14 protein-coding genes and 1 pseudogene are annotated in these 11,454 nt (G+C 59.8%); 14 read left to right on the forward strand and 1 reads right to left on the reverse strand.

All coding sequences use genetic code 11. The features are described from left to right. From F599_RS14435 to F599_RS0112420, 11 genes are all read left to right on the forward strand, one after another. On the forward strand, positions 1-453 hold a 453-nt coding region (locus F599_RS14435), incomplete at its 5' end, for a DNA-methyltransferase (RefSeq protein WP_019543822.1). Beyond that, positions 450-1,007, forward strand: coding sequence for an N-acetylmuramoyl-L-alanine amidase family protein (locus tag F599_RS0112375; RefSeq protein WP_019543823.1), 558 nt, complete (start codon positions 450-452; stop codon positions 1,005-1,007). The genes F599_RS14435 and F599_RS0112375, both read left to right, overlap by 4 nt. A 2-nt stretch (positions 1,008-1,009) precedes the next feature. Beyond that, positions 1,010-1,306, forward strand: coding sequence for a hypothetical protein (locus tag F599_RS0112380; protein WP_026327987.1), 297 nt, complete (start codon positions 1,010-1,012; stop codon positions 1,304-1,306). After that, complete coding sequence (locus F599_RS0112385; protein WP_033369417.1) at positions 1,296-3,218, forward strand: DNA cytosine methyltransferase; 1,923 nt, start codon at positions 1,296-1,298, stop codon at positions 3,216-3,218. The genes F599_RS0112380 and F599_RS0112385 overlap by 11 nt, the downstream gene beginning before the upstream one ends. An 80-nt stretch (positions 3,219-3,298) precedes the next feature. After that, positions 3,299-4,075: a hypothetical protein gene (locus F599_RS0112390; protein ID WP_019543710.1), complete on the forward strand. Its 777-nt coding sequence runs from the start codon at positions 3,299-3,301 to the stop codon at positions 4,073-4,075. Beyond that, positions 4,059-4,286 (forward strand): DUF4314 domain-containing protein, encoded by a 228-nt coding sequence (locus F599_RS0112395; RefSeq protein WP_019543711.1) that lies wholly within the window; start codon positions 4,059-4,061, stop codon positions 4,284-4,286. Before F599_RS0112390 ends, F599_RS0112395 begins: the two co-directional genes overlap by 17 nt. 119 nt (positions 4,287-4,405) lie before the next feature. Next, positions 4,406-5,362 (forward strand): amidoligase family protein, encoded by a 957-nt coding sequence (locus F599_RS0112400; protein ID WP_019543712.1) that lies wholly within the window; start codon positions 4,406-4,408, stop codon positions 5,360-5,362. Positions 5,363-5,453: 91 nt separating this feature from the next. Next, entirely contained in the window at positions 5,454-5,915 is a 462-nt protein-coding gene (locus F599_RS0112405; RefSeq protein ID WP_019543826.1) for a gamma-glutamylcyclotransferase family protein, read from the forward strand. A gap of 128 nt (positions 5,916-6,043) precedes the next feature. Next, a complete protein-coding gene (locus tag F599_RS0112410) occupies positions 6,044-6,307 on the forward strand; it encodes an Nmad4 family putative nucleotide modification protein (RefSeq protein ID WP_019543827.1) in 264 nt (87 codons plus the stop codon). An 85-nt stretch (positions 6,308-6,392) separates the two neighbouring features. Further along, a complete protein-coding gene (locus tag F599_RS0112415; protein WP_019543828.1) occupies positions 6,393-7,994 on the forward strand; it encodes a terminase large subunit in 1,602 nt (533 codons plus the stop codon). 256 nt (positions 7,995-8,250) lie between these two features. Further along, positions 8,251-8,430 (forward strand): DUF5049 domain-containing protein, encoded by a 180-nt coding sequence (locus tag F599_RS0112420; protein ID WP_019543716.1) that lies wholly within the window; start codon positions 8,251-8,253, stop codon positions 8,428-8,430. A 46-nt stretch (positions 8,431-8,476) separates the two neighbouring features. On the opposite strand, the gene F599_RS0112425 is transcribed toward F599_RS0112420, so the two are convergent. Next, the gene (locus tag F599_RS0112425; protein ID WP_020700588.1) at positions 8,477-8,857 is read right to left on the reverse strand and encodes a hypothetical protein; all 381 of its coding nucleotides are present in this window, start codon (positions 8,855-8,857) and stop codon (positions 8,477-8,479) included. Positions 8,858-9,242: 385 nt separating this feature from the next. On the opposite strand from F599_RS0112425, the gene F599_RS14440 reads away from it, so the two are divergent. The 3 genes and pseudogenes from F599_RS14440 to F599_RS0112440 form a co-directional block, all read left to right on the forward strand. Beyond that, the gene (locus F599_RS14440) at positions 9,243-10,586 is read left to right on the forward strand and encodes a phage portal protein (protein WP_019543829.1); all 1,344 of its coding nucleotides are present in this window, start codon (positions 9,243-9,245) and stop codon (positions 10,584-10,586) included. Continuing rightward, a complete protein-coding gene (locus F599_RS0112435; protein ID WP_478383187.1) occupies positions 10,480-11,241 on the forward strand; it encodes a head maturation protease, ClpP-related in 762 nt (253 codons plus the stop codon). The genes F599_RS14440 and F599_RS0112435 overlap by 107 nt, the downstream gene beginning before the upstream one ends. A 16-nt stretch (positions 11,242-11,257) precedes the next feature. Further along, positions 11,258-11,454, forward strand: a pseudogene (locus tag F599_RS0112440) (phage major capsid protein); the annotation flags it as partial.

Raw genomic sequence — 11,454 nt, forward strand, 5'->3', positions numbered from 1 at the left:
AAGAAGAACCGTCTCGTGCTTACGCGCACGGACTGGAAGTACATCCATGAGCCGATCATCTGGGGCTGGCGCAAGGACGGCAGGCACGAGTGGTACGGTGACCAGAAGCAGGTGACGGTCTTTGAGTTCGACCGCATCAAGGACTCGAAGAAGGACGGCTGCGGCCATCCGTCCTCGAAGCCTGTGCCGCTCATCGCCTATCTCATCCGGCAGTGCACGCAGACGAACGGACTCGTGCTGGACGGCTTCCTCGGCTCGGCCTCGACGCTCATCGCCTGCGAACAGCTCGGCCGCGTCTGCTATGGCGTGGAGCTCGAGCCGAAGTTCGTCGATGTCGCCGTGAAGCGTTATCTCGAGTTCCGTAATGGGGACGCGGCGGATGTGTATGTCGAGCGCAATGGAGAAAAGATTCCCTATGAGCGTGCGGAGAAAACGGAGGAGGACAAGGCATGAGAGTATTCTTGAACCCCGGCCACGACCCGGAGTACGACAGCGGGGCTGTGAATCAGGGCATGGGACTTCGCGAATGCGACGTGGCGCGTGATGTCGGCGTGCTTGTCGCGGCATACCTGGAAAAGGCCGGCTGCGAGGTGCGGATGCTGCAGAGCGACAACCTGAACGGCGAGAGCGGCTGCCCGGATCGCCAGGACGCGACCGTCTGCGGCGCGGCCAATGACTGGCCCGCGGATATTTTCGTGAGCCTGCACTGCAACGCGGCGAACGCGATCGCCCGCGGCACGGAAATTTGCGTATATCGCATCGGCGGTGAAGCGGAGAAACTTGCGGGCTGCATCCTGCACCAGATCGTAAACGCCGTCGGCACGAAGAACCGTGGCCTCAAGGAACGGCCGGGTCTCTGCGTGCTGCGCCGCACGGACATGCCCGCGGTGCTCGTCGAGATGGCGTTCCTCGACAATGACAGCGACGCCAGAATACTGAGAGACAGACAGGACGATCTCGCGCGCGCCATCGCGCGGGGCGTTACGGACTATGAAATGGAGGAATGAGCATGAAAATCGAAGCAGTAAAGAACGAGATGATGGAACACATCGGGGACTTCGTCCGCACGGAGGCCAAGGAAAACTTCGTGCTCTGGCTGAAGGACAAGGCGCTTCCCGCCGCTCGCGAGGTCGCGGCAGCCTACACCGCCGCCCTCGGCAAATCCGCCGAAAGCGAGACAGGCTGGTGCCGTTTCCGCGACCGCGTGTTCCTTCCGTGCGCGGTCGACGGTTTCCTGTGGCTCTGCGGCAAGTCGCTCGAGAGCATGGCGGAGAAGCAGGAGGACGGCCATGGCAATGACGTGTGAGCTTAAGCTCGGCAGCCTTTTCGACGGCAGCGGCGGCTTTCCGCTCGGCGGCCTGCTCGCGGGCATCCGTCCCGTGTGGGCATCGGAGATTGAGCCGTTCCCCATCCGCGTGACGACGAGAAGATTCCCGTCCGTCAGGCATTACGGGGATATCAGTGAAATGAACGGCGGCGGCATCGAGCCGGTGGACATCATCACATTCGGCTCTCCCTGCACGGATATGTCGCTCGCGGGGAAGCGGGCAGGACTGAATGGAAAGCAGTCCTGCCTTTTCTATGAGGCCGTGCGCATCGTGAAGGAAATGAGGGAGGCAACAGATGGCAGGTATCCGGGATTCATCGTATGGGAGAACGTCACAGGCGCGTTTTCCTCGAACAAGGGCGCGGATTTCCAGTCCGTGCTCGAGGCGGTCTGCTCGGTCAAAGGATACACGATTGATTCTCCTCGACCTGAGAAATGGCCGAACGCCGGAGAAATCGTGGCGGACGATTTCAGTCTCGCATGGCGGGTACTTGACGCTCAGTACTGGGGCGTTCCCCAGAGAAGAAAACGCATCTACCTTGTCGCAGATTTTACAGGACAAGGTGCCGGAAAGATACTATTTAAGTCCGAAGGCTTGCCAGGGTATTCTGGCGAGAGCTTCAAATCGTGGCAAAGAGCTGCCGGAAGTCCTGAGAATCGCTCTGGAACGTCAGGCCTGTGTCTGAACGACCAGGGCGGCAGCTGGATGGAGGTTTCAAAGGATGTAGCCGGCACGCTCCGTGCGCAGGATCACGGTCATCCTCCCGTGGCATTGCAGTCGGCGGGATTCTGTACGGAACACTCAGCCAAAGCGAGGAGCATCGGCTGCGAGGAAGAGAAAGCCCCGACCTTGAGAGCGGGCGTCGTTCCCGCGACAGTCTACGAGAATCACAGCCAGGACAGCCGCTGCGGAGGGCCGCTGTCCGTCGCGCCCGCGATAACGAGGACGTATGGAGCAGGCGGCAACAATCAGCCGCTTGTGGTTGAGGACACGAAAACATACGATGTGAGATTCACTTCCGAAGGCACGAGAAATTCCCGTCAGAATTGCTACGAAACCGACACTGCAAGAACGATAGACACCGGCGGCAACGCTCCTGATTCCAACCAAGGCGGCGTGGCGGTCGTGAACATGAAGGCTTTCGGCATCAGCTCGGATTCGAGTCACGCGATGCTGTCGGACAATCCTCATGCCGGGATATATGAAGCTGATACTTCGAGAACGCTGGATACCAGAGGCGGCGATCCTGCCTGTAATCAGGGCGGCATTGCCGTTGTGGCGATCGAGGGCAACGGAACCCGCCCATCGCACAAAGGCAGCGGCTATTCCGAGGACGGCGTCAGTTTCACATGGAACGCGACCGAGCAGCACGCTGTGGCGTTCGCCGAGAAATCCGCAGCGCTGTCGACGAATGACAGACCGAAAGGGCCGTCCAGTCAGCAGCTCGGCAATCCCGAGAACTTTGTGGCGGTCTATCATTCGAGCAAGAACTCCTATCATACGAGATTCTCGGATGAGGACGCGACGGACACGCTTGTCGCTACGGATTACAAAGATCCGCCGACCGTAACAGCCGAGCCGGAGTACATCGTCCGCAGGCTGACGCCGCTTGAATGCGCGAGACTGCAGGGCTTTCCGGACTGGTGGTGCGCGGGGCTTGAGACGGAGAATCCCTCGGAGGAGGAAATCGCGTTCTGGCGGGAGGTGTTCGAGACGCACCGCCGGATCGTGACCGGCGCGAAGAAGCCGAAGACGGACAAGCAGATCCGGAAATGGCTGCGGAACCCTCATACGGACGGCGCGGAATACAAGATGTGGGGCAACGGCGTGGCGCTTCCCTGCGTCTATTACGTCATGGCGGGCATCGCTCATTTCGCGCAGGAAACGTGATTGTATACAACACAAAGCCCTTGCTATTTCCTGCACTTTACGGGAATATGTGACTGCCAGAAGAAAAGGAGGTTTTGAAAATGGAAGTGAAATACAACGTCTGCGGCCCGCGCCGCAAGGAGATGGTCCAGGCAGTCAGCGAGGCGCTGGGTGGCTGGAGCAAGCAGTATCTGGGCGTCCCCAGCTGTTCCTATCAGGTGGGAGACTTCGAGATCACCAGGAACGGCACCCTGGTTTTTGCGGACCGTACGGATGCCGGGATGGTGGAGCAGGTTCTCGAAGCCCTGGCACAGGCGGGCTTTGCATGTGAAGAAGCAGGAAAGCCCGCGGAGCCGGAGGCGCCGGGCGAAGCGGAGCAGCCTGACGAGACAGCCGCGGCAGGAAGCGGAACAGAGGCAGAGGACAGGTCCGATGCAGCGACACTCGACGGGCTGACCGTCAGCCTGCCGAAAGAGAGCTTCACGGAGGCGGCGCTCGACAACCTCGACCGCCTGCTCGAGAGCAAGGGCAGTCTCATCCGGAAAGCCTTCGGCATCGAGGAGGCGGTCTACACGCTTACGGATGACTGCCTCACCTTTGCCTGGCTGACTGGAGACATCACGCCGGAAAAGGCGAAGGCTTGCCGGGACTTCATCGGCAGGCTCTGCGAGATGGCGAAGCGGCAGAAACGCGTCACTGCGAGGGTCAGGGCCGTTACCAATGAGAAGTACGCGTTCCGCTGCTTCCTCCTGCGGCTCGGCCTGATTGGCGCGGAGTACAAGACCACGCGGAAGATTCTCCTGCGGAACCTTTCCGGCAGCGCCGCGTGGCGCGACGGTCACGGGAAGGAGGTGCCGGGCGATGAAGTTTCCGGGTGAAGCAGGCCTCGAACGCCTGCGCCGTACCTATCCGAAAGGCACCAAGGTGCGCCTGCTCGCGATGGACGACATCCAGGCGCCGCCCGTCGGCACGAAGGGCGAGGTGCGGGGCGTGGATGACGCGGGCAGCATCCTTGTCCGCTGGGAGAGCGGCTCCTCGCTGAGTCTCATCCCCGGTGTGGATGCGTTCGAGATTTTGAAAGAAGAATAGCCGCTTTCCCCATCGGCTGCGGTCAAGTATACACGAGAATGTACTTGATAATCGTTCCCGTCAGAGTGATATATACACTAGCGAAAGGAACACACCGCAGACCGAAAGGAGAAAGCAAAATGAACGCAGCAACGGCAAGACGCATCGAGGAAATGAAGAAGCAGACCATCGGAGTGGAGGTCGAGATGTACGGCATCACCCGGGAGAAGGCGGCGAAGATTGCCGCCGGATTCTTCGGCACGGGACGCTCAGGGAATACCGCCGCCCGCAACGGCTACTGCGCCTGGAGCGCCTGGGACGGGGAGGGACGCGAATGGAAATTCCAGCGGGACGTCAGCATCAACGCCGACAGCAGCCAGCAGACGGAGCTCGTGACGCCCATCCTTCGCTACGAGGACATCCCAAAATTCCAGGAGCTCCTGCGGAAGCTCCGCCGCGCCGGGGCGAAAAGCAACCCCGCGCACACCTGCGGCATCCACATCCACATCGGCAAGGAAGGACACACGCCGCAGACCATCCGCAACCTCGCGAACCTCATGGCGGGCCACGAAAGCCTCCTGATTGCCGCGATGCGGGTAGACAGGAGCCGCATCGGCCGCTACTGCCGGACGGTGAACCGGGACTTCCTTCGCCGCCTGAACCGCGAAAAGCCGCGGACCATGCGTCGGCTCGAGGACATCTGGTACGAGGGGAACCACGCGGACAGCGGACGGCATGCCCATTACAACGAAAGCCGCTACCATTGCCTGAACCTCCACGCGGCCTTCACGAAAGGCACCATTGAGTTCCGCCTTTTCCAGTTCGCGAACCCCTCGGAAGGACGCCGCGGCGGCATCCACGGCGGAGAGATCAAGAGCTACATCCAGCTCTGCCTCGCCCTTTCCCAGGTGGCGAAGGAACTTAGGAGCGCGAGCCCCAAGGAGCCGCAGCGCGAGAATCCGAAATTCGCGATGCGCACCTGGCTGATGCGCCTCGGCTTCATCGGGGAAGAATTCGCCACGGCAAGGGAAATCCTCACGAGGAACCTTGCGGGAGACGCCGCTTTCCGCTTCGGCAGGAGCACCCCTTCCGCCTGACCGGCGCAAGGAAAAGCCCCGCCCGCCACGATGGCGGGCTTGGGGCAGTAGAAGGGATGTTCCTTCGGAAGCAGAAAGGACGGCGAAGAAGATGGAAACGAAAATCTACCTGGCTTACGGCAGCAACATGGACCTCGCGCAGATGAAGGCGCGCTGCCCGGGAGCGCGGCTCCTCGGCGCGGGACGCCTGGACGGCTGGAGGCTCCTTTTCAAGGGCTCGCGCACAGGCGCTTACGCCACCATCGAACGGGAGGCGGGAAAGCATGTGCCCGTGCTCCTCTGGCGCGTCACGGCGGAGGACGAGAAGAGCCTCGACCGCTACGAGGGCTTTCCGGACTTCTACTACAAGCGGCAAATCCAGGCCGTCACGGTGAATGCGGCGGGTAGGGACTGCGGCCGGACGCGCGGCATGGCCTACGTCATGCACGAAGAGCGGCGTTTCGGCCTGCCTCAAGAATGGTACGCCGCGCTCCTCGAAAGGGCCTATGAGAGATTCGGATTTGAGCAAGAGATCCTCCGGGAGGCCCTGGCATACACGGCGGAACACTGCTGAAAAACAGCGGTTGTATACACAGAATTTATCGCGCAGACCGCTTGCTATTATCTCCGTTTAGAGTGATATATATACACAACGGAGGGGAACACCTTCGGAGGAGAAAAAACGAAACGGAGGAAACGAAAATGAAAGACTTAGCAAGAACCTACCGCCTGCCGCAGACCACGACGCCGGAAAACCTCGGGGGAGGATGGAGATGCCTCCTGACCTTCGGAAACCGGGTGCTCCTCGCGGGACACTTTTACAACAAGGGCGACCGGTGGTACGGCGCGGCCTACGAATTCACGACCGACGACCACAGCTGCGAAGGCGAGATCAGGCTGACGGCGGTCAGCGAGGCGGCCTTCGAGGATGACGGCCACGCGATTGCCTGGGCGATGAACAGCTAAGCAAACCCAAAAAAACAAAAACGAGCCGCCGCCCTCCAAAGGGCGGTGGCGGTCGTAGCGAAATTTTCAGGAAGGAGGAGACGCTATGCGGAAACTCAGGAATTACAAGCCGACGCGGTTCATGGCGGAGGATTCCCATTACAGCAAAGAGGCGGCGGATTATGCGGTCGCCTTCATCGAGTGCCTGCACCACACGAAAGGGACGTGGGCAGGAAAGCCCTTCGAGCTCATCGACTGGCAGGAGCGCATCATCCGCGACTTGTTTGGTGTACTGAAGCCGGACGGCTGGCGACAGTTCAACCAGGCGTACATCGAGATACCGAAGAAGAACGGCAAGTCCGAGCTTGCCGCGGCGGTGGCGCTCCTCCTCACCTGCGGGGACGGGGAGCAGCGCGCGGAGGTCTACGGCTGCGCGTCTGACCGCCAGCAGGCGAGCATCGTGTTCGATGTCGCGGCGGACATGGTGCGGATGTGTCCGGCCCTCAGCAAGCGCGTCAAGATCCTCGGTTCGCAGAAGCGCATCATCTTCGAGCCGACGAACAGCTTCTACCAGGTGCTTTCGTCTGAGGCCTACTCGAAGCACGGCTTCAACGTACACGGCGTGGTCTTTGACGAGCTGCACGCGATGCCGGACAGGAAGCTCTTCGACGTCATGACGAAAGGCTCCGGCGACGCGCGGACGCAGCCGCTCTACTTCCTCATCACGACGGCCGGGACGGACACGCACTCCATCTGCTACGAGGTACACCAGAAAGCCGAGGACATCCTCCGCGGGCGCAAGCACGACAAGACATTCTACCCCGTCATCTTCGGCGCGGGGCGCGATGAGGACTGGACGAGCGAGGAAGTATGGAGGAAAGCCAATCCAAGTCTCGGCGAGACCATCTCCGTGGAAAAGGTCAGGGACGCCTGCGAATCGGCGCGGCAGAATCCCGGTGAGGAGAACGCCTTCCGGCAGCTCCGCCTCGACCAGTGGGTGAAGCAGTCCGTGCGCTGGATGCCGATGGAGAAATGGGATGCCTGCGCCTTTCCTGTCAATGAAAAGACACTAGAAGGACGAGCGTGCTATGGCGGGCTTGACCTTTCTTCCACGACGGACATCACGGCGTTCGTGCTCGTGTTCCCGCCGGAGGATGAAACGGACAAATACCAGGTGCTGCCGTATTTCTGGATTCCCGAGGAAAATGTGGATCTGCGCGTAAAAAGGGACCACGTTCCCTACGACGTCTGGCGGAGGCAGGGCTTCCTGCAGACGACCGAGGGGAACGTGGTCCATTACGGTTTCATCGAGAAATTCATCGGGCAGCTCGGGGAAAGGTACAACATCCGCGAGATCGCTTTCGACCGCTGGGGTGCGGTGCAGATGACACAAAACCTCGAGGACATGGGCTTCACCGTCGTACCGTTCGGACAGGGCTACAAAGACATGAGCCCGCCGACCAAGGAACTCATGAAGCTCACGCTCGAGCAGAAAATCGCGCACGGCGGCCATCCCGTCCTGAGATGGATGATGGACAACATCTTCATCCGCACCGACCCCGCTGGGAACATCAAGGCGGACAAGGAGAAGTCGACCGAGAAAATCGACGGCGTCATCGCGACAATTATGGCGCTCGACCGGGCAATCCGGTGCGGCGGTGGCAGCGGCAACTCCGTCTACGACGAGCGCGGGCTGCTCGTACTCTAAAGGAACCACTAATTAATTCGGCACCCTGCCTTTGCGTATCTGCACTGTCCTCTCGTCGTCGACAAATCCTCAGCGTAGCTCTGCTACGCCTCCGGTTTGTCTCCTAGAGAGATACAGCGCATCTACGCAAATTCAGGGCACCTCATTTAATCAGCGGTTCCTAAAGTGTATACTTCGTGTATCGCTTGCTATTCTCTCCGTTCAGAGTGATATATGTACAGGAAGAAGGGAACCACACGAAACGGAGGAATGCAGGATGAACGAAGAAATCAAAAACGAGATTCTGGCGGTCAGAGAAACGGGAGCCACGAACATGTTCGACGTAGGAACGGTCAGGGAAATCGCGATACAGCTTGCCTTCGATGAGCTGGCGGATTTCCTCAGCGACAGGAAGAACCACAAAGCCTACTGCAATTTCATTTTGACAGGGAAATAAACGAAGCAAGCCCTTCTTCCCAGGGGAGCCGCAAGGCTCCTTTTGGTCATCTTATTTCCGGGTAACGCTTGTGGAGCCAGTTCATGAATTTCCTCCAGCCGCGGGGATGGCGGTTGCTGCCGCCGCTCTCGCGGCGCACGCCGTTTTCCTCGTACTCCAGCGACCACTGCGTGCCGTCGAGACAGTGGGAATTTTCATAGCGTTCCTTCCACGAGGAAACGTTCAGCTCGTTCCATTCAGACAGCCAGGCAGCAAGGGACAGGCCGGGGGATGGAAAGAGCGGCTGCGGCGGCACTTCTTTGCGGTAGTAAGCGCGGTCATACAGCAGGGCTTTTTCCTGCCACTTGCCGTCAGACAGAGAAAGTTCCAGAGAGTAAGATGGACCGCCGTAGCCGCCGATGTAGAAAGAAAGCTTGGAAAGCATCATGCATCACTCCTATTTTTCGTTCTTCAAGGTATAGCAAAAAGATTGTTGCATAGACGCCGCTCGTAGGGAATCTGTAGTTCTTGCAATGATTCCCTGGAAATAATCATTCACAATAAAATAAGAGGAAGCTATTGCAGCTCCCTCAGCAGTGGCGGTGAATTTTCCTACCTTCACCGACGGTCGATACCGTTGCATCTTTATTGTCCCCAGCGGAAGGGATGGCTGCAGCCACTAGTAGCAACCATATCTTTTCTTGATTTCATTATAAAGCACCCAAGTGAGTTTTTTCAAGGATTTGAGCATATTTTCTATGAATAGGGAGCGATGACAGTCCCATCGAATTCTCTATTATCGCATAGGATGGTAAAAAGCACAGGAGGTGCGCATGAATATTTTTTCCAGATTCTTTTCTCGCGACAAGCCGAGAAACTCGACAGCGGGTGCGGCTTATCAGTTCTTCTTTGGCGGGACGTCCGCGGGGCAGAATGTCAACGAGCGCACGGCGATGCAGATGACGGCGGTCTATGCCTGTGTGCGGGTGCTTGCGGAGGCGGTGGCGGGGCTGCCGCTTCATGTGTACCGGTACGGCAAAGACGGCGGCAGGGAGCGGGCGACGGAGCATCCGCTGTATTTCCTGCTCCATGATGAGCCGAATCCCGAGATGACGTCTTTCATTTTCCGCGAGACGCTTATGACGCATCTGCTGCTCTGGGGCAATGCCTACGCGCAGATCATCCGCAGCGGCAGGAACGATGTCATGGCGCTCTATCCCCTGATGCCGAACCGCATGCGCGTCGAACGCGATGAGAGGGGGCGCATCTTCTACGAGTACACGGTCATCGGGGACGAGGCGAAGACGATGAAGGGCGCGACCGTGCGGCTTTCCGCCGCCGATGTGCTCCATATCCCGGGGCTCGGCTATGACGGCATCGTCGGCTACAGTCCGATTGCCATGGCGCGGAACGCCATCGGCATGGGGCTTGCGTGCGAGTCCTACGGCGCGGCGTTCTTCGCGAACGGCGCGGCGCCCGGAGGCGTACTCGAACATCCGGGAACGCTCAAGGATCCCTCGAAGGTGCGGGCGAGCTGGGAAGCCGTCTACGGAGGCACGCATCACGCGCACCGCATCGCCGTGCTCGAGGAGGGGATGAAGTACACGCCCATCGGCATCGCGCCGAACGAGGCGCAGTTCCTCGAGACGAGAAAATTCCAGATTGACGAGATCGCGCGCATCTTCCGCGTGCCGCCGCACATGGTGGGCGATCTCGAGAAATCGACGTTCTCGAACATCGAGCAGCAGTCGCTCGAGTTCGTGAAATACACGCTCGCACCATGGCTTTCCCGCTGGGAACAGGCCATGGCGCGGGCTCTTTTATTGCCGGAGGAAAAAAAGAAATGCTTCATCAAGTTCAACGTGGAGGGACTGCTCCGCGGCGACTACCAGAGCCGCATGAACGGCTACGCGGTCGCGCGGCAGAACGGCTGGATGAGCGCCAACGACATCCGCGCGCTCGAGAACCTCGACCGCATCCCCGCCGAGGAAGGCGGCGATCTCTATCTCATCAACGGCAACATGACGAAACTCAAGGACGCGGGACTCTTCGCGGGAAAGGAGCAGGATAGTGATGAAGAAGTTCTGGATGTGGAACCGGACGGAGGAGCAGGCGGAAACGCCGGAGCGGACGCTCGTGCTGCGCGGCGTCATCGCGGAGGAAAGCTGGCTCGATGACAAAATCACGCCGGAGCTTTTCAAGGAAGAGCTCGACGCGGGCGAGGGAAACGTCACGGTCTGGATCAACAGCCCCGGCGGCGACTGCTTCGCGGCCGCGCAGATTTACAACATGCTCGCGGCCTATCCGGGCAAGGTCACGGTCAAGGTGGACGCCGTCGCGGCTTCAGCGGCGACGGTCGTGGCGATGGCGGGCGACGAGGTGCAGATGTCTCCCGTGGCGATGATGATGATCCACAATCCCGCCATGATGGCGGCAGGCGACCATAACGATATGGCCAAGGCCATCGAGGTGTTGCGGGAGACGAAGGAAAGTATCATCAACGCCTACGCGAGCCGCACACATCTCTCGCGGGCCAAGCTCTCGAAGCTCATGGAGGACGAGACCTGGATGGACGCGAGGAAAGCAGTCGAGCTCGGCTTTGCCGACCGGATCATCGAGCCTAGGACTAGCGGCGAGAGCCTGCCGGGGGAGACGCCTGCCGCCTCGCTCTACTCGGAGCGCGAGTGCAGCCGCCGCATCATCGGCAGGCTGACGGAAAAGTACAAGCCGCCGGAAGATACAGTGAAACCTACGGAAAAGGAAAACGCCCCAATGGGGCGCAGCGTAGCGGAGCTGGAGAACCGGCTCCGGCTCATCAGGCAGTTTATCTGAACAGGAGGAATCTCTTATGACCATCAACGAACTTCGCGCAAAACGCGCTCAGGCCTGGGAAGGCGCCAAGGCATTTCTCGACGCCCGCCGCAATGAGAAGGGCGTTCTCTCGGCGGAGGACGACGCCGCTTACACGGCCATGGAAAAAGACATCGAGGATCTCGGAAAGGAAATCCGCCGCCTCGAGCGCCAGCGGGAAATCGAAAACGAGCT

The organism is Selenomonas bovis DSM 23594 (assembly GCF_000381005.1).
In the GTDB taxonomy this organism is placed as follows: Bacteria; Bacillota; Negativicutes; order Selenomonadales; family Selenomonadaceae; genus Selenomonas_C; species Selenomonas_C bovis.

What these genes read in the sequence shown, in the direction of transcription:
- F599_RS0112375 (WP_019543823.1), top strand. Translation starts at nt 450, where the DNA reads ATGAGAGTATTCTTGAACCCCGGCCACGACCCGGAGTACGACAGCGGG.
- F599_RS0112380 (WP_026327987.1), top strand. Translation starts at nt 1,010, where the DNA reads ATGAAAATCGAAGCAGTAAAGAACGAGATGATGGAACACATCGGGGAC.
- F599_RS0112385 (WP_033369417.1), top strand. Translation starts at nt 1,296, where the DNA reads ATGACGTGTGAGCTTAAGCTCGGCAGCCTTTTCGACGGCAGCGGCGGC.
- F599_RS0112390 (WP_019543710.1), top strand. Translation starts at nt 3,299, where the DNA reads ATGGAAGTGAAATACAACGTCTGCGGCCCGCGCCGCAAGGAGATGGTC.
- F599_RS0112395 (WP_019543711.1), top strand. Translation starts at nt 4,059, where the DNA reads ATGAAGTTTCCGGGTGAAGCAGGCCTCGAACGCCTGCGCCGTACCTAT.
- F599_RS0112400 (WP_019543712.1), top strand. Translation starts at nt 4,406, where the DNA reads ATGAACGCAGCAACGGCAAGACGCATCGAGGAAATGAAGAAGCAGACC.
- F599_RS0112405 (WP_019543826.1), top strand. Translation starts at nt 5,454, where the DNA reads ATGGAAACGAAAATCTACCTGGCTTACGGCAGCAACATGGACCTCGCG.
- F599_RS0112410 (WP_019543827.1), top strand. Translation starts at nt 6,044, where the DNA reads ATGAAAGACTTAGCAAGAACCTACCGCCTGCCGCAGACCACGACGCCG.
- F599_RS0112415 (WP_019543828.1), top strand. Translation starts at nt 6,393, where the DNA reads ATGCGGAAACTCAGGAATTACAAGCCGACGCGGTTCATGGCGGAGGAT.
- F599_RS0112420 (WP_019543716.1), top strand. Translation starts at nt 8,251, where the DNA reads ATGAACGAAGAAATCAAAAACGAGATTCTGGCGGTCAGAGAAACGGGA.
- F599_RS0112425 (WP_020700588.1), bottom strand. Translation starts at nt 8,857, where the DNA reads ATGATGCTTTCCAAGCTTTCTTTCTACATCGGCGGCTACGGCGGTCCA.
- F599_RS14440 (WP_019543829.1), top strand. Translation starts at nt 9,243, where the DNA reads ATGAATATTTTTTCCAGATTCTTTTCTCGCGACAAGCCGAGAAACTCG.